Genomic DNA, 17,799 nt, shown 5'->3' on the forward strand with positions numbered 1-17,799 from the left:
TGCCGGTCTTCGGGTCGGGCGTGCTGTCCTCCGCCGGTTCCTGGCCGACCGGGATGAGGTCGCATCCGGCGTCGGTGAGCACCTGGCGGGCGAGCGCGAGGTCCTGCGGCAGGCCGCGGTCGGTGATGTCGCCGTTGAGGACGAGCAGGTCCGGCCGGGTCTGCCGGATCCGCTTGATGGCGGCTGTGGCGACCTGGGTCAGCGCCGGGTTGTCGGCCGTGAACTGCACGTCCGACAGCGTGGCGAACTGCCACGTGTCACGGCCCTCGGGCAGCACGCCGTCGTCGGAGATCAGCGGGTCCGGCTGCGGGTCGGGCTGGGCGGGCAGGTCGATCGAGGTCGGGATGTCGGCCTCGAAGCGGTCCAGGATGAACGTGCCCGGCTTCTGCTGGGTGACGCTCGTGTTGATGCCCTGGAAGCTGTTGATGGTGATCGGGAACGCCGTGTTGGCCGGCAGCGTCCACGTCGCGTACTGCCAGTCGCTGCTTGCGGCGAGGGCGGTGCCGTAGATGCCGGTGCTCTTGCCGTTGGCGTCGTAGAAGAGCAGGTAGGTCAGGCCGTTCGGGACGCTGATGCTGGACTTGATCCGCATCCTGACGCGCAGCGGCTGGCCGGGCACCTGGACGCGCTGGGCCGCCGACACCGCTCCGATACCGACGTTGCGCATCCCGTTGAAGTCGATCCGCAGGCCGTCGGGGTCCGCCGAGAACGTCGTGGCCGCGGTGCTGTTGTTGCGCCAGCGGGCGAGCACGTTGTCGTCGAAGTCGTAGACCGTCTGGGTCTGCACGCCGACGGTGATCGGGAGCTGCACCGACTTGCCGCCGACCGAGACCGTGAGGATCGTGCCCGCGGCGGTGAGCGGGGTGATCTTCAGCTGGCCGTCGACCGGCTGGATGTCCACGACGCTGTGGTCGTAGTCGAGCGAGAGGTCCCGCGGGTCGATCGGAGCCGTGTAGCCCTGGGCGTCCCGGCCGGTCACGGCGACGGTGACCGCGTGGTCGGGCGTCGCGTCGGCGATCGACAGGCGCTGGGACGACAGCTCTACGCTGTCGAGCGCGTCGAGGACGGTGACCCTCTCGTGCGCCTGCTCGTGACCCACCTTGGCTTTGACGTCGATCGAGTCACGCTGCTTGTTCGGGGCCTCAAGCACGCCGCCCTTGACGGAGGCTCCGGACGCGGACCATCGCACGGACTTCGGGTCGATCGTCACCGGCGTCTGGTGGTTGTCGACTGCCTGCGCGACGAGCGCGCGGTGCAGTCCCGGGAAGACCTTCACGCCGCCGTCGGCCGACGTCGCACCCGGCGCGGGCTTGATGAGGACCTCGTGCGCCCTGCCGTCGCCCTTGGAGACGAAGACGCCGACGCCGTTCGTGTTGTGGCGTTCCTGGCCGTCGGACGGGGTGTTGCGAATGGTCACGTGGTCCTCGCCGAGCGCGCGGGCGACCATCTCGCTGGAGCCGCCGCTGTCGAGGATGACCGCGGTCTGCACGCCCATCGCGACCATGTCATGGGCTACCTTGTCGATCGCGACGCCGCCCTTGCCGGTGCCGCCCGGGCCGTTCCACTGGCCGAGCACGAGCGTGTGCCCGCCGTCCTTGAAGCCGAACGAGGTACGCGGGGAGATCGCGGTGCTGTCCAGGCCCGCGCGGGGCTTGCCGTTGGAGACGATGACGCCCTCGCCGGTGCCGCCGTGGCCGAGCGCGAACTTCATGGTCCTGGCGACCGGGTCGGCCAGCGCCCAGCTGAGCGTCACCGGGTCGCCGGGCTGCAGCGCGCGGATCGCGGTCGCCGCGGCGTCGCGTCCCACCAGGTAGAACCCGTCGTCCGGGATCGTCCCCGAGCCCGCGGGGCCGTTCGGCGTGACCGAGACGACCTTGCCGTTCTGGACCAGGACCTCGGCGAGGTTGCCGTCCACGCCGATGAACGGGCGGTTGCGGCTGTAGGTGCCCCACGCCGACGTGAACGCGACCATGCCGTCCGCGGGCACCGGGTGGGGTTCGGGGTTCGCGGCGTTGACCGTCAGGACCTTGTGGTCCGTGCCCGCGAAGTTCGCGGACGCGTTGACCATGACGTTCACGAGCTGGGTGATGCCGTCCTGGCTGACGCCGACGTGCGGCTGCACCTGGGCGGCTTCCGGGCCGCCGAGGTTGGAGGTCTTGAGCAGTTGCCCGTTCTGGATCTCGGCACCGTGCGCCGCGGTGGAGTTGCCCAGGTCGTAGAAGTCGCCGTTGACGCCCGCGACGGCGCCGGCCTTGTTGGCGGCCACGCTGAGTGGCCCGCCTGACGCGACCGGTCCGGCGGTCAGCAGGTCCGTGCTGACCGCGCTGTTGGACAGGTCCACGGTCAGGAACCGCGCGTTGTACCAGCCCTTCTGGTCGAGCGCCTGCACGTGCTGCAGGTTGATCCCCGGACCGATCTTCTCGGTCGTATTGATCAAGGGAAGTCCGCCGGTGACGGGCGCGGGCTGACCCGCGTCCGCGTAAGCGGCGGCCGGGAAGACGGCCAGCGCGGTCGCCGCGGCGAGCGCCACCAGCAGTGGCCTCGCAGCCTGATGGTTCAAGACCATCGATCTCATAGAAACCTCGGCTCAGCAGATGAGCGGAGGCGATGAGACCTCCGCTACACCCAATCGGATCAAGGGCGCATACTTGATCAAAAGGGGCAACTCATACCCCCGGGTGGCGCCACTCCGAGCAGGTGGTGAACCAGGACCGAATAGGCGTCCGCACCCACGGCGGTACGCGGTCGGCGGGGTGTCGGGGTGCGAGTCGTGAAGGGGCCGAGCGGCGGCGTTTGCTGCATCCCCTCAACCACGGACTTCGGCGGGATCGGCCGCCCTTGCTACGTTGCCTCGGGTGGGTCCACGGGAGTGGTGTACGAGGTGGCCCTTGTATGGGTGGATGGCGCGAGGCTTCCGACGGGTTGATCGGGATCGGCAATTTCTGCTACCGGTGGATATACGCGCCTCCTCCCGAACTCGGCCGACACGAGGTTCGCGCAGCGCGCACTGCCTCCGCCGGTTTTTTGAGCTTGGCGTGGTTGCCGGGCGCTGCGCGGGTGCCGAGGGCTCAACCATGTCCTGAGTTTGTCGTTTAACCTCTGAGCTGCACATTTGCCACGATCGGGAGCAACGGTGATTGCCCCGTCGGGCAGAAGTGTTGCCTGAGGTAGCCGGCGTCCACGGTCGCCTGGCTACTCATCGGTCTTGATCGAGTCTGCCGAGGGCAGGCGGCCCGTTGGCTGATCGGCATGGGTGCCGTCAGGCGAGGGAAGGCGACCGGTGGCCTTGATGATCTCGACATAGGCTCGCGTCAGCAAGGTAGCGAGCGCCAGCGTGGTTCCGCCTAGGACCAGGCCGCGGACGAGAGGGGAATCGCCCACCAGGCCCACCAGGACAAGAAGGCAGATTCCGATATTAATTGTGATAGTCGTGGCGACGAACAGCGAATATATACGCACCCGTCGCCGAGTCCAGAAGAGAACTCCCTTTTCGGGGTCGAGACGGCGCACCGAACGCGATTCGGTGGCTATGTTCTCCAGAAACCTGGAGTCCCATAAGAATGCCAACAGAATGATCGGTAATACCTGAGCGCTTGTCGCATAGAAATCTCGCGGCATAGAGCCTTAGCCCCTCTTCCGCCACTGTAAGATGGTCACCGCCTGCCGGGTCGAGGTGATCGCCCCGCTTCCTCTGGTGGTCCGATCCACGCCTTCGCTCACAGAATTTGCGCTGCTCTGACCCTTAACTCCGCAGCCTGGTGCTCCGATTCCAGAGCCTGGTAAGCGAGCCTCTGGGCAATCTCCAGCGGCGAGAGCTCCTCGTCTGCCGGATCCCCCTCGTCGAACATCAGGCGCCACTGCTCATTCTCGGCCGTCGACACAACTGCCTCCTTTGGCTGACGATCATTTTCCAGTGCTCCACCCGTAAAAAATAACCCGGCGCATCCGGCTCCAGCCATATGCTTTGGGGAAAATCATCCAGCACGGTCTGCCTGGTCACCCGATTGCCCGCCATCCAGCAGTCTGCGGATGTCGTCACGAAGCTCTCGCGTCCTGATCGTGTCCGAGTGGTGATCCCCCAGCAGGCGGACGCGGCGAGCCAGCAGTGAGGTCGCCTGCTCGTACGCCATGGGCACCTCTCCGAGCGCGAGCAGAATCGCGATGTATGCGAAGGTCAAGCCCATGACGTGCACTTCGTCGAGGTGTTCGACGTTGCGCGCCAGAGTCCGTTCGGCCTCCTCCCTCGCCTCCCGGTACGCTCCCCGCGCCGAGAGCGTTCGGACTAATGTGCCTCGCACGAAAAGGACCTCATCGAGAGTCGATGTCCCGTCCGGGTCCCATTGCTGGAGGATCTCCTTGCACATCCTTTCGGCAATCGCGACACGGTCATTTCCCTGAGCCAGGATCGCGCGGGCGAGGCTGTGCTTGACGACCATGCTGTCCGTGTGCTGGGGGTCAAGGGCGTGCTCGGCGTCGAGTATTCCCAACAACAACTCTTCGGCCTCCCGCCATCGGCCGTCCTGGACGAGAATGGCCTTCGCCAGCTTGTGTCGGCTGGCCCAGGTGTCCCGGTGATTGTCTCCGAGAACACGTTCCCGGTCAGCGATAAGTTCCCGGATCTCCGCTTCCGCGGCTTCGGGGTTACCGACCTCGATCATCATCCGGCCGTGTTCGTGGCGCAGATCCATGATCTCTCGGTCGTCAGGAGAGAACCCGTAGGAGCTGCACTTGCCTATGAGGCCGGGGAGGAAATCGCTCGCCGGCGCCACAAGTCCCGCCGCGATGTAATACCGGCTGGTGACACGGACCAACTTCAGCGCCCTTCGGATGAGATCCTGCTCGCCGGCGAGTGTGCTGACCGCGGTGTTGGCGATCTGGATGACATGAGGTGCCACCAGTCGCCACAGCGCGCGATCCTCGCTCTGGTCTGGATCCGACTCTCCCAGTACGTCCTCAAGCAACCGCAGCGCGAAGCCGTAGTAGGCGCGACCGCGGGCCGTCACGTCGCGGTCGTTCCGGAAGACCACATGCACCGCCGGGTGCATGGTCAACGCCTGAACGGTGATCTTGTCCGACTCGCTCCCCGCGGCGGGGACACGGTGCAATGTCACCAGGCCAACGTCTCTGAGTCGCGCCAGGATTCTGTCGATGTCAGGGCTCGGATGGCCATCGAAGAGATCGGCATGCGCAAGGCGGGCTTCGGAACCCGTCCTATAGGGGATCATGCTTGGACTCATGCATGCGAAAGCCTTCAAGAGGCGCTCCGCCTGCGGCATCCCCGCGCCCACGAGCGCGTCAAGCGAGATCTTGAATACCTTCTGAACGAGTTCCAGCCCCAGCTTCGGGTCCAGCGGGCCGCTTCCGGGCAGAGCGGTGAGCCGGGACTCCAGATCCTGCCGATAACGGCCGAACGTCAGCCGTTCACCCGTGTCGTAGCTGGCCTTGATGTGCCGCGCCGCGCACCACAGCGCGAGCGGGAGTCCGCCCAAGGCCCGGGAAAGCAGCCGGGCCTCCTCTCGAGTCCCGGCCGCCTGTTGTCCGACGATCTTCGTCAGCATCGCGATGCCATCGTCTTCGGGCAACGTGTCGATCTTTCGGACTCGGCACCACTGTCCCCACGTGACCGTGCTCTGGTCGTGGCTGGTCACGATCACCATGCCGTTGGTGCCGTCAGGCATGCGCAACCATCCCCTGCCCTCGGCGACGCGTCCATTTCCCGCCGCGAGCACCTCGGCGTTGTCGGCGTTGTCGAACACCAGGAGCCAAGGGCGGTTGTGGGCGTCCAGCGCCCTCCAGATCACATCTGGAACGTTCCGGGCGCTTTGTGCCTCGACCAGGGCGCTCTTCGCCACGTTGAGACGCAGCGCCAACTGCTGCATCGCGGTGTCGAGCTCGGTGACGTTGATCCACCACACGTCGCGCTGAGCGCGCATCCGATGGGCGACTTCGAGCGCGACTCTGGTCTTGCCGACGCCTCCCAGTCCCGCGAGAACGCATACCTTGGCACCCTCGGCGAGTATGGCCTCGACCTCTTCGGCACGACCTTCGAGATTCTCGTCACGCTGGGGCCATGGAGGAGCGGTTGATACCTGCGAACTGCCTTCGGGCAGCGGTTGCGGCGAGAGCGCGCTGTCGACGGGAGCGGCGAGGAGAGTCGGTTCGGCCGGGGTTGACCACATCTGTCTCACCAGACGCTTGAACAGGAGGAATGAGGCATCGTCCGGGGTTCGCGGGCGAACAATGGATTTGTGGTCACCAGGCACCGTTGTCCTGTTGCGGAAGGGATAAGTGGCATCCGCGTCAGGCGCGATGCCATCCGTTGCCCCGCCACACGCCGTGATCGGGAAGGGGCAGTGATCTTCAAGCTCGGCGATGGCCGCAACATCCGCCTGCATCCGGCGATGCAGCCACTCTTGCGGGTGCCGAGGGAGTAGCAATCTCCGCAGGCCCAGAGCGATCCTCGAGCCGGCGTTCGGGCAGGCGTACATCAGGAGGTGTGCGATCTTGTCGAGTCCGCGAGCGTCTCCGTTGTGCAACGCCTGCGCTAGGAACGTCTGTGCGACAATTCCCCCCTGACTGTGCGTCACTAAGAATACTTTACGTCCGTCCGGAATTTTGAGCCTCAAGTCCGCATCCAGATTTTTAGCAATTGTACTAAATGTCGGAATTGCCCGCGAAAGTCGGAGTTTAAAGATCGGACTCGAATACTCGAAGTAGAGCGGAATGACCCTGTCCCCAAGATCTGGATCTGCTTTGATCGCCCGCGTGAAGTGCCTCCAGACCTTCCTGTTCGAGAAGAGCCCGTGGATGAAGAGCACATAAATTTGATCACGCCCGCTCACGCAGCGCCTCCTGCTCGCAAGATCTCGTCTGGGCGGCCTCCACCTATAACAATAGTCCGTATATTGCCCCTTGGTCCTGACTGGCCGAAAAGGGTGTGAATCGTCGGTGGTCTAACCGAAGACATGAGGCTTCTGGGGGACGAAGTATCCGTTGTATGACCGTGAAGCAGGGGTGATGAGCCAAACGCTCCCTGCAGCGGACCCGTACGCGTATGGTGCTGGCATGAGTACGGCATCTCCGTCGACCAGGCTCGCAGAACTCGGCCTCAAACTGCCATCGGTAAGCCCCTCTAAGGGGTCCTACGTTCCCGCCGTCCTGTCCGGGGACCTCCTGTTCGTATCCGGCCAGATCCCGATGACCGACGGGGAAGTGGTCGTCACCGGCAGGGTGGGCGACCGGATAACCGTCGAGGCCGCTGCGGCGCTAGCCCGTCAGTGCGCCCTTTCGGCGCTCGCCGCCGTGAACGTGACCGTGGGGCTTGATCGCGTCGTGCGCGTGGTGAAAATGGTGGGTTACGTGTCGTCGACACCCGATTTCACCTCGCAGGCAGATGTCGTCAACGGCGCCAGCGACCTGCTGTTCGAGGTTTTCGGAGAAGCGGGAAGGCATGCGCGCAGTTCGATCGGGGTGGCGGTGCTGCCCTTTGACACCACGGTCGAGATCGAGTTGACCGTGCAGGTCGCGCCCGGGCCGACTGGCGAGCCGAGTTCCACGGCTCGGTGAGGGTCCTCGATCTCGCCGTGGATCATTACTGATCCAGCGGACTAAGCGCTCACCCAGCGGCGGCCGCTCAGTACCGAGTGCGCCCGGTCGGCTGACCCGGCCATTCCCCAATCAGCGGACCAAGGACCGTCTCAGAGAGAAAGGTCCTGCACCATCACAGCGCTACTGCCGTCCCCGTGACCGAGATTCCGCTTGCCGGGTCCTCCGGTATTGACAGCGTGATGGTGCTGGGTCGGCCCATGTCCTGGCCCTGGTACACGGTCGCCGTCGCGGGCGGCGTGAGGAGGCCGAGGGCGCGCAGATAGCCGCCGAATGCCGCCGCGGCCGCGCCAGTCGCCGGATCTTCCACCACACCCCCAGGCGGGAAGGGGTTTCTGGCGTGGAACACATCGCTCCGCTCGCGCCACACCAGGTTGATCGTCGTCCAGCCAACTCGGTCCATCAACTCCGCCAGGGCAGGGAAATCGTAGACCAGATCCGAGAGGCGCTCGTGAGTGGCGGCAGCGATGATCGGATGAGAGGCACCCGCATTGGCCACTCGTGGCGGCAGCGTAGGATCGAGATCGGTTGGCGACCAGCCCAGAATCGACAGCAGTTCCCGAACAAGTGCGTCATCCATTGCATCCACGCGCGGCGGAACGCTCACGAGGGTCGCCACGGTCAACCCGGCGGGGGTCACTGACGTGGATACTCTGATCTCACCGGCTTGTGTGTGGAGAAGCAACTCTCCGGGCCCGTGCACGTCCGCGAAGGCTACCGCTGTTGCGATTGTGGCATGACCGCAGAACGGTACTTCTACCTTTGGGCTGAAATATCGGACTGTTAGCGTCCGGTCCGACCGTTCCGTCACAAAGGCGGTCTCTGAATAGCCGACCTCTGCGGCGACTTCGAGCATTTCATCGGGGCTGATCCCAGCGGCGTCCAATACGATCCCCGCGGGATTTCCACCGTCGACACGGTCGCTGAAGGCCACGTACCGTAGGAGCTCCATAGTGAAACGTTAGGTCCGAACCTGGGATCCGACAACTTGTTCCGGGGAATCTGCGGTGAAGCGATTCGGATCAGCCCCAGGTGAGCAATTGCCCTGTGTCCGTCATCGACACGGAGAAACCCAAGGAGATCCTTCGCCCGCCCTTGCTGGGCCGCACCGCGTGAAAGTTTCTCGGTTCCAAGAGCACCGCCTCGCCCTTTCGAGGGCGCATGAGGAATGATTCGGCGGCGCCCACCACATCTTCCTTGAAACCGTAAGATCCGTCGGGTCTGTGACTGTCGTCGGTGGGGTGCCAGCGGTGTCGCCAGACAACCGTCTCTCCGCCCTCTTCCGGAACGCTGAGGTACAGGTTGAAGGCGAACTGGCATACGACATTTTCGTCCAGAAAGCCGCCGGGGAACTCCCGCTGTGCGTCGTCGAAATGTACCAGGAATCCCTGGTTAGGCTCTCGGGCCACCCCCGGGCTCATGGCGTGGCCGTCGTGCCGGCCGACCTCCACCTGCTGGGGGAGATCGGCTCCCAGCCGTGACCGGCAGAGAGCGAAGGGATCGAACGGCAGGTTCAGTGCTTCCCACGCGCGCCGCCCTTCATCGACTGCGGCCCAAAACTCCTCCGAGATCCGGCCGTCTCGCCGGTAGTCACTGACCCCTACGCCGAACCGCATCACCTCAGGCTGAACTCGGGCGCGCCCGTACGTGGCGAACTCAACGTCCAGCAGGGCACGCATCACCACTTCGCACTCGGCCGGAGAGAAGAAATCATGTACTCGAATCGCAGCACATCGGCCAGCGGCAAGATCGGCGAGCAGGCGGCGTTCAAATCGGTCCGCGGTCACCGGAACAAAAAACGGATCATGCTCATGAGCCGCTGCCACGGGCGCCTCCGGCCGATCGGATGCCAGTCCTTTAGATAGTACTAAGGCCAAAGAATTACGCCTAGAGTTGCACAATACCAGTAGGGCCGAAATATACCTTTTTTGATCGCTACATAGTTACAGAACGCCTTTCATCCTTGGGTCGACTAACTGACGCGGTGGCTTGTGCGCAGGCGGCCCGTCGACAGCCGGGTGATCCCCGCGCGTGCGGGGCCGACACTTGCTGAGCTGGGGTTTGTCGGCGGTTGCGGGCGCTCTTAGCTCCTGTGCACTCCCCATCATCGTCACCGCGGTATTGATTGGTGTGACGGTCGCGGTGCAGCCGACGCTTGCCGTCCCTATCGGAATCAGCGGTCAGGTCGCCGAGCAGGTCCCAGGCCACCAGTACTGCGATGAAGGTGACGAGGTTGGGAGGCAGACGGCGAGGCTGCCAGCGCGGAGTCGAGCGGCACCACGCCACTCGCGATCACGTGGGCGAAGCCGCCCAGCCCGGACGCCACCATTCCGAAGACCACGGGACGGGACGCGCAGCGGCGCGGTGGCAGAGACGGCGGCTGGAATGGCCGCATCGTCGCGCTGCTGTACTTCGCTGAAGCCTTCATTCAACCCACAGCGGGCAGAACGCGTGGCCCTCCCTCCCTCCCGGTATCACGATGGCAGGGCTGGAGGGGCGGCACCGGTCGGCTTGCCTGGACGGCGCGTCGGGGCTTCGCCATGGGGCCGGCCGGTCGGGCGAAGCCGTGGAAACCGGGTTGCTGGGGCGGCCTGCTCACAGTCGGCGGTTTGGCGCTGACGTAGTACGCGCGTGCCCCCGGCGTTCGACCGCCGGGGGCACGCGACGTGAGCGTTCGGGTTAGAAGCGCAGCCCGTCGGTCCCGTTGACGACCGGCAGGCTGATACGGCTGCCGTGCAGGTCGATGGTGATCTGGCCGCCGAGCGCCACCTGGTCGCGGGCGGGGCGGGTCTGGCTCGGATCGGCGTTGTAGTTGCCCGTCAGCACCAGCCCGATACGGTGACCCGCGGGGATGACGTGCTCGGTCGGCAACGTGTTCCACCGGACCTGATACTGCTTGCCGGGCTTGAGCTCGTCGCTGCGCCTCAGGTCAGGCGTGCTCTGGACGTTCACGTGACCCCATGCGAGCACCCGCTCCGGCGTGATGGCCGAGGTGACCTCCATGGGCGTGGCGCATCCGGTGAGGTTGGCGAGGTCCTCCGGCTGGCACGGCTCCTGCACCAGCTCCAGCGGCTCCTTGCCGGCCACGGTGACGGTCGGGCCCTCGCCGTAGTCGACCAGCATCGCCGACAGCAGCGCACTGGTCTTGTCGGTCGTCATCCGTACGTCGAGGCTCGGGGTGCCCGACAGCCGCAGTTCCCGCGTCAGCGGGGGAGTGACGTAGGCCAGCCGGCCCGCGCGGGACTGGGACGGGTCTCCGACCTTGAGGGCCTGGGACTCGATCTGGTCGACGAAGCTCTGCGTCGGGTTGCCGGAAGGTGAGTCGAGCGACAGGGTGCCGGCGACCCCGCCGGTGGCCGGGCCGAGCGACAGCTTCACCTCGGACGCGCTCGCCTCCGGCCAGCTCGCGTGCGTCTCCCAGGAGCCGTCGGGCCGCTGGATGTCGGCCATCGGCTCGTCCATGATGCCGTTGTCGATGTCGTACAGCCAATGGTCCATCCACCGGTGCATCACGCTCTGCCACTCCGCGTTGCGGAAGCTGGTGGGGTTGGAGTGGGCGCCGCGGTGGATCCAGATCTTGCGCGGCATCTGACGCTTGGCGACCTCGTACCAGAGATTGGCGAAGTGCATCGTCTTGACGTTGTAGTCCGTCAGGCCATGAACCATGAACACCGAGGTCTTGGCCGTCTTGATCTTGTTCGCGGAGGGGATGTAGTCGCGGTCCTGCCAGAACGAGGTGAAGTCGCTGTCGCTGACCTCCTCCTCGTCACCGAGGGCCTTGATGCGATCCGTACAGGCCGGGGCCGAGACCGAGCCGGGGGCGCTTCGCCCCACCGATACGTAGTTGGCGAGGTACTCGGTGTACCGGGTGCCCCAACCTGCCCAGGCGATGCCCTGGTCGTTGGCGTAGCTGTACCAGTTGGAGATCGCCGCGATCGGCACGACGGTGCGCAGCCCCTCGACGGCTTCCGTGGCCACTGCGTTGGGCAGGGTGCCGACATAGGAGACGCCCTGCATGCCCACATTGCCGGTGCTCCAACCGGCGACGGCCTCCGTGCCGTTGGCGTAGTATCCGCGGGCCCGGCCGTTGAGCCAGTCGACCGCGGCCTTGATGCTGATGGTGTCCTCGGGACCGCCGGTGGTCGGGCAGCCGAACGATCGGCCCGTGCCCTGCATCTCGACCTGGGCGATGGCGTAACCGCGCGGCACGAAGTACTCGTCCCACCAACCGGGGAAGCCGCGGGTTCGGTCGGGCGGCGGCTGGGAGGAGCGCCCGTAATAGGGGCTCGCTTCCATGATGGTGGGAACCTTCAGTCCCGAACCGGTCTCACGCGGGCGGATGATGTCCATGGCGATCAGGTCGTTACGTCCGTCGCCGTCGCTGTCCATCGGCGTCTCCACGTAGACGACCTCCTGGATCGCCTCTGCATGGGAGAACACCGGCTGCGTCACACCGCCCTCAACGGCGATGCCTGGCGCCTGCACCTCGGCCGCCGCTGTCGGCCCCGTCGCCAACGCCGCTATGGCAGCGGTGACTGCTAGGATCGAGACTGTCCTTGCTAATTGCATGCAACGCCTCCGTCACTTGACCACGGTTGACAAAGTGAGAGCGTGCGAGCTCCGACATTTGTCAAGCGGAGCGTAGGCAAGCCTCTGGGGCCTGTCATCGGACGGATGTTGCAAGATCGGGTTCCGACATCCGACAGACCGCTGAAGACCGCTGGACTGGAGCCGTCGCTGGGCTACCCCGAGCGAATACGGTGATGATCCGGCCCGACGGGGACGCCCCGGCCAGCACGGCGCCGACCACTGCGGCGTTGCCGTCGCGGTCGTGGACCAGCACGACGGCCAGGAGAAGCCCCCCTGAGGCAGGCGCTGGACATCGCGCTCCAGACCGTGAGGGAGCGCGGGTAGGCGTTGCCGCGGATGAGCCGGATTCTCATTAGCTTGCGCTAACGCGACTTTCGTTTTGGTGCTGGTCGACTCCCTTCGCTGTAAGGGCGCGGCCCTGTCCCGAACAAGGGGTCCCTAGCTGTGCGCGATGTGTTCGACCTCTACGAGTTGAGCGGCATCGAGGCGGCCTTCGTCCAAGGTGAGCAGCCAAGGCAGAAGTTGCGGCGTGGCATGAAACTCGTCGTAGAAGCCGAAGTGAAGATCGGCGAGCTGCCACTCGACAAGCCAGTTGTCGAGTGCGTCACGCAGGTGCTGATCCGCCGCCAGGGTTCGGGTTTCGGCCCAGATGTCCAGCCACGGCGCGAGGGTGCCGGTGCTGACGGAGATCGTCTCCAGGGGTCCGGTGACAGGCTGGGCACCGGGGTCCGCAACGGACAGGATCAACTCCTCCGGCACCCGATCTACCGGACCGGCCAAGGCTTCCAGATCGGCGGGACTGTAGCAGAAGGTGCAGCCGCCTACGGTGAACGGCTGCGTTGAGGAAGGAGCAAGGACGGTGTCCAGTGCGTCGAGTGCGTGATCGAGGCGCTGATAGGGGTCGGTCACGGTCACCTGCTGGGAACCTCATCCGGCTTACCGGAGAAGAGAAGGACGCTATCACGGGCTCGGGCGAGCTGAACTAGTTGGCAGCTGGGGGCATTGTCTCCGGCGTTGGCAGCATCGGTTATGAGACTGCGGCCCGTTCGCGGATCTCCACCGCCGTCTCAAGCATCTGCGGAGTGCTGGCGAACCAGTCTTGCAGATTCAGATCCACGATGAGCTCGTCCGCGCCGGCCTCTGCGGCCGTGTGGATGTCGTCCATGATCTGGTCGAGTGTGCCGACGAACGCCGATCGGTCAGGTCCTGCCGGGCGGTCAGTGAAGGTGACGTTTCCCACCACGATCATCTCCATCCGGCTCGTGTCCCGGCCATACGCAGAAGCCATTTCCCGGATACGGTCCCAGCTTGCGCGCAAGTCTGCGGCTCCGGCCGGCCCCGGCGTGGTAGGTAGCGGCAGCCAGCCGTCTGCGCGTTTGGCAATGCGTTCGACGACCTTGGGACTGGTGCCGCGGCCTATGTTGCTGCCACCGCCGCCCAGCATCACGGGGATTTTCGAAGCGGGCTTGGGCAGGACCGAGGCGTTGTCGATGACTACGCGAGGACTCCGGAAGGTCACCGGGTCCGGCCCCCACACGGCATCGAAGACGTCCAGCGTCTCGTCGAGGAGGCGGCCGCGATCCGCTCGGGTGGCGCCAGTGGCCTGGAGTTCGTCGGTGGACCAGCCGGTGCCCATACCTGCGATCATGCGGCCGCCGCTGATCTGATCGATCGTGGCCAGTTGCTTCGCCAACTGGACGGGTGTGTGGAGGGCGGCGATCAGAACGGCCGTACCGAGGCGCACGTCTTCGGTCGCCACCGCCGCTGCCGTGAGGACTGCCAGGGGGTCGGCGGCCTGCCGCTGGGTTTCCGGCCATGGCACGTTCGGCGGGGCATATGGTTCGGCGGGTGTCTCCGGGAAGAGCAGCCGTTCGTACGTCCACAAACTGGCATATCCGGCCGCTTCGGCCGTTTTAGCTGCTTCGACCAGGTCGTGTTGTAGGTCTACTCCCAATCTCTGGGGCAGACGAAGTCCGAGTTTTATTGAAACCCCCGATGTAGTCGTGAATGTGGTCTGCGCTGCGCTCTTCGGGTGCGTTTTGGTGGCGGGTGGGGTGTGATCTAAGCAGGGGCAGGAGTGTTGCCGCCCGCTGCGTGCCCCGATCTATGACCTCGGGTCTTCGACCTTGAGCTTGTCTCCGGTGTCGGAGACGAAGACGACAAGGAGCTTGGCCGGCTTGGTCCGGCTGGTGTTCTCGGTGAGTACGTGGTGGGCGCCCGGCTGCTCGACCCAGTTCTCGCCCTGGTGGTAGTTGGTCACGGGCTTGTCGTCGAGCTTGCTGCGTACGGTGCCGTCCAGGACGTAGGCGTAGACGAACGCCTGGCCGTGCCGGTGCGGCATCGCGCGTGCGTTGGGCGGAAGCTCGACGACCGCCGAGGTGAACGTCTTGCCTTTCACGTTCGGAAGGGCCTGCTGGAGCAGCGGTTTGAGGGTTTCGGAGGGGCGCGTCGATGCCGCGGCCGCTGTCGGCCGCTGGGCGTGGGCGGGCTGGTTGGAGGTCGAGCAGGCCGTGGCGACAGCCAGGAGGCCGGCGGCGATCCGCATTCCGATCATCACGATGGGTCCCCTGATTCAGTCTTCCGCGACGCGGATGATCGTCTTGCCAGGGGTGGGCTTGTCGGGGGCGAACGCGGCGGGTGCCTCGGCGAGCGGCCGCACAGCACCGACGAACGGACTGAGCCGACCATCCCTTACCCGCGTGGCGAGGTCGGTGAGCTGGGCGCGGTCGGGTTCGACGACGAAGAAGACCGCCCGCCCGTCCCTGGGCTGGACCTTGGGCGGCATGACGATGGTGACGAGCGTGCCGCCGGCTCGGACCAGGGCGGCCGAGCGGTCGAGGGTGGCGCCGCCGATCGCGTCGAACACGACGTTGGCCTCGCCGGCGTCCTCCAGCTTCTCGGTCTGCAGATCGATGAAAGTGTCGACGCCGAGCGCGAGTGCCGTGTCCCGGTTGGAGGCCCGGCCGGTGCCGATGACGCGTGCGCCGACCTCGCGGGCGAGCTGTACCGCGATCGAGCCGACGCCGCCCGCGGCACCATGGATCAGGACGGTCTGGCCTGTGGTGAGGCGGCCGTGGTCGAACAGCCCCTGCCAGGCGGTCAGCCCGGAGATCGGCAGCGCGGCAGCCACGGTGTGGTCGATGTCCGCCGGCAGCGGGGCGAGATTGCGGGCCTCAACCGCGGTGTACTCGGCGAGCGTGCCGTCACGGGCCCAGTCGGTCAGGCCGAACACTCGTTGCCCGACGCTCAGGCCGGTGGTGCCGTACCCCAGCTCTTCGACGACACCGGACAGCTCGTGCCCGGGCACGCTCGGCGTCCGGTCGCGGCCGGCCCGATCGGTCCACGTCGAGGGCCAGTCGAGCTCTCCAGGGGTGAAGCCCGCGGCGTGCACGCGCACGATGACGTCGTTCTCCGCGGCGTGGGGGTAGGGCATGTCGGTCAGGGTGAGGCCGCCGACACCCGCGTCACGGTCTCGCACGATGATTGCTCGCATGTTCGAATCCTTTCAAGTGGGCAATGGTTGTTGCGGGAGGCTCAGCGCGGGGTCCGCTCGGGTGACGCGGAGGGTTCCGTTGCACGTCAACCCGGCTCCCAGCGAGATGGATGGCGGGGACCGAAGCGAGGAACTCCCGGGAATCGCGGACTCGCTGTCGCAGCCACGCCAGTCCACCGGCTCGCCAGGTGTGTGGCTCAGGGATCGCGAGCACCACCACGGCGAGGCCGAAGCCCCACCGCTCCCGCCACAGCGGGTAGATGGGGGACGGCGCGCTCGCGAGCAGGGCGAACGAAGCCCGACGTTCATGGTCAAAGCCGTTCATCTCGTGGCCTCGTGTGATATCCAGTCAGCTGGGCCAGGCCGATTTGAGGATGCGCTCGACCGTCGTCGTACGCCGGAAGCCGGGGATGAAGTGCTCGAGCACGTCGGAGTTCACGGTGCCGTTCGTGGTTTCGGGGCGGTGGCCGAGCCCGTCGACGAACACTTGCAGAAACTCGTTCTTGAAGTCCCCACGTGGACGGCGAGGATCTCGCCCAGCTGAGAAGGTTCCAGTCCGTCCAGGTCGAAGCCGATCGCGTCGGTCAAGACGCCCAGGTGCGTGGTCGCGATCTCCGGGGCCATCCGGCCGGGGATGCCCGGCGTGGTGTGCAGCGCGATCGCCGTCCAGACGGTTTCGGCAGCGGCCGTCGAGAAACCCCGGTCCAGGAGGAACTTGCGCGCGTGGTCGGCGCCATCGATCTCGAAGCGCTGCTCGACGCCGGGCAAGGGAGCCAGGAGGCCGGTGTCGTGGAACATTGCCGCCACGTAGAGCAGCTCCGGGTCCGGTTCCACGCCGAGCTTGCGAGCGTGAATCAGGCCGAAGAGGAAGACCCGCCGGGAGTGGTGGTAGATGAGAGGGCTGGTCGTCTCCTGGATGAACCTGGTCGCTTCGGCGACCGCCGCTGTCTCAGGAATCTCCAACCCCGCGATGACCTCTGGCATGACCTCTGACTCTCCGGGAAGCGTGTCGGATTATGTACCGATTGTCCGATTCCATGCTGTCCGCCGAGCGGCGTGCGGCGCAGCCTTCGTCCGGCCAGGAATCACCCATTTCCGGACAGGGCGAGCCCGCAGCCGCGTGCCCCGCCACGCCTCGGCGGATCCAGCGACTTCCGCCTGGATACGCCGTCCGTCACACCCGCTGCCGGTTGCGCAACCCCGCCCATAAGGATGTCCCGTAACGGTGTGCTACCAATGAAAAGGTGTCCATGCCTCCTGCGTCGCCGACCCGAGGGCGGTCAGTGCCGCCGGGGTCCGGCCGGTCAGCGCGCGGATCGGGCTCCGCGGTGGTGAACGCCGCCCCCCACCGCGTCGCGATCCTCGTCTACGACGGAGTGACGTTGCTGGACGTCGCCGGTCCCGCGGAGGTGTTCAAGGAGGCGAACCGGCTCGGTGCCGACTACCGGATCGTGCTGCTGTCGCCGGACGGTGCGGACGTCACATCGAACCTCGGGGTGCGGATGGCGGTCGACGGCGCCGTCTCCTCCGCGCCGGCTCCCGACACGTTGCTGGTGGCGGGGTCCGACCTCTATCCGCGCGCCCGTGTCCCCGACGATCTGGCGGACGCCGCGCGGATACCGGCGGTGGTGGCCGGCCGGGTCGCGTCGATCTGCACCGGGGCGTTCCTGCTCGCCGCCGCCGGTCTCCTCGACGGCAAGCGCGCGACCACGCACTGGAAGGTCGCGCACGAACTGGCCGCCCGGTGTCCGACGTGCCGCGTCGAGCCCGACGCGATCTACGTTCGCGACGGCACCATGTACACGTCGGCAGGGGTGACGGCCGGCATCGACCTGGCGCTCGCTCTCGTCGAAGAGGACCACGGGCCCCACGTGGCGCGCGACGTCGCCCGTGCCCTGGTGGTCTACATGCAGCGCGCGGGCGGCCAGTCCCAGTTCTCGGCACCGCTGCAAGGACCGCCGCCCCGCTCGCCGGCTCTCCGCAGCATCACCGACTTGGTGACAGCGAACCCCCGCGGGGACCACTCGCTCGGTGAGCTCGCGAAACACCTCAACGTGAGCACCCGGCACCTCACCCGGCTTTTCCACGACGAGTTGTCCACGACACCGGCC

14 protein-coding genes are annotated in these 17,799 nt (G+C 66.1%); 2 read left to right on the forward strand and 12 right to left on the reverse strand.

The annotated features are described in order from the left end of the window. The 4 genes from BLS95_RS53640 to BLS95_RS53650 all read right to left on the reverse strand — a co-directional run. Positions 1–2,566 (reverse strand): phosphodiester glycosidase family protein (locus BLS95_RS53640; protein WP_176993929.1); only part of this gene is annotated, 2,566 nt, incomplete at its 3' end. A gap of 626 nt (positions 2,567–3,192) precedes the next feature. Next, entirely contained in the window at positions 3,193–3,618 is a 426-nt protein-coding gene (locus BLS95_RS55295) for a hypothetical protein (protein WP_143044327.1), read from the reverse strand. A 98-nt stretch (positions 3,619–3,716) separates the two neighbouring features. Then, positions 3,717–3,881: a hypothetical protein gene (locus BLS95_RS56625; protein ID WP_176993930.1), complete on the reverse strand. Its 165-nt coding sequence runs from the start codon at positions 3,879–3,881 to the stop codon at positions 3,717–3,719. A gap of 93 nt (positions 3,882–3,974) precedes the next feature. Then, positions 3,975–6,842, reverse strand: coding sequence for an alpha/beta hydrolase (locus BLS95_RS53650; RefSeq protein ID WP_143044328.1), 2,868 nt, complete (start codon positions 6,840–6,842; stop codon positions 3,975–3,977). A 223-nt stretch (positions 6,843–7,065) separates the two neighbouring features. On the opposite strand from BLS95_RS53650, the gene BLS95_RS53655 reads away from it, so the two are divergent. Beyond that, positions 7,066–7,566 (forward strand): RidA family protein, encoded by a 501-nt coding sequence (locus tag BLS95_RS53655; protein ID WP_090947360.1) that lies wholly within the window; start codon positions 7,066–7,068, stop codon positions 7,564–7,566. 154 nt (positions 7,567–7,720) lie between these two features. Here the strand turns inward: BLS95_RS53655 and BLS95_RS53660 are convergent, their stop codons facing one another. The 8 genes from BLS95_RS53660 to BLS95_RS53695 all read right to left on the reverse strand — a co-directional run bounded on the left by BLS95_RS53660 (position 7,721) and on the right by BLS95_RS53695 (position 16,672). Then, the gene (locus tag BLS95_RS53660; protein WP_090947352.1) at positions 7,721–8,557 is read right to left on the reverse strand and encodes a PhzF family phenazine biosynthesis protein; all 837 of its coding nucleotides are present in this window, start codon (positions 8,555–8,557) and stop codon (positions 7,721–7,723) included. A gap of 70 nt (positions 8,558–8,627) precedes the next feature. Beyond that, entirely contained in the window at positions 8,628–9,431 is an 804-nt protein-coding gene (locus BLS95_RS53665) for a 2OG-Fe(II)-dependent halogenase WelO5 family protein (RefSeq protein ID WP_090947353.1), read from the reverse strand. A gap of 853 nt (positions 9,432–10,284) precedes the next feature. Continuing rightward, the gene (locus BLS95_RS53670) at positions 10,285–12,120 is read right to left on the reverse strand and encodes a CocE/NonD family hydrolase (protein WP_176993931.1); all 1,836 of its coding nucleotides are present in this window, start codon (positions 12,118–12,120) and stop codon (positions 10,285–10,287) included. Between the two features lie 513 nt (positions 12,121–12,633). Further along, a complete protein-coding gene (locus tag BLS95_RS53675) occupies positions 12,634–13,110 on the reverse strand; it encodes a hypothetical protein (RefSeq protein ID WP_090947355.1) in 477 nt (158 codons plus the stop codon). A 112-nt stretch (positions 13,111–13,222) separates the two neighbouring features. Then, on the reverse strand, positions 13,223–14,149 hold the full coding sequence (locus tag BLS95_RS53680) for a TIGR03619 family F420-dependent LLM class oxidoreductase (protein ID WP_281250153.1): 927 nt from the start codon (positions 14,147–14,149) through the stop codon (positions 13,223–13,225). Between the two features lie 150 nt (positions 14,150–14,299). Further along, positions 14,300–14,749: a cupin domain-containing protein gene (locus tag BLS95_RS53685; protein WP_090947357.1), complete on the reverse strand. Its 450-nt coding sequence runs from the start codon at positions 14,747–14,749 to the stop codon at positions 14,300–14,302. 18 nt (positions 14,750–14,767) lie between these two features. Beyond that, on the reverse strand, positions 14,768–15,688 hold the full coding sequence (locus BLS95_RS53690) for an NADP-dependent oxidoreductase (protein ID WP_090947358.1): 921 nt from the start codon (positions 15,686–15,688) through the stop codon (positions 14,768–14,770). Between the two features lie 435 nt (positions 15,689–16,123). Continuing rightward, the gene (locus tag BLS95_RS53695; RefSeq protein ID WP_245765840.1) at positions 16,124–16,672 is read right to left on the reverse strand and encodes an HD domain-containing protein; all 549 of its coding nucleotides are present in this window, start codon (positions 16,670–16,672) and stop codon (positions 16,124–16,126) included. Between the two features lie 347 nt (positions 16,673–17,019). Between BLS95_RS53695 and BLS95_RS53700 the strand changes: the two genes are divergently transcribed. Continuing rightward, positions 17,020–17,799: GlxA family transcriptional regulator (locus tag BLS95_RS53700; RefSeq protein ID WP_218136468.1), on the forward strand; the 780-nt coding region annotated here is incomplete at its 3' end.

The organism is Nonomuraea jiangxiensis, assembly GCF_900099965.1.
Taxonomy (GTDB): domain Bacteria; phylum Actinomycetota; class Actinomycetes; order Streptosporangiales; family Streptosporangiaceae; genus Nonomuraea; species Nonomuraea jiangxiensis.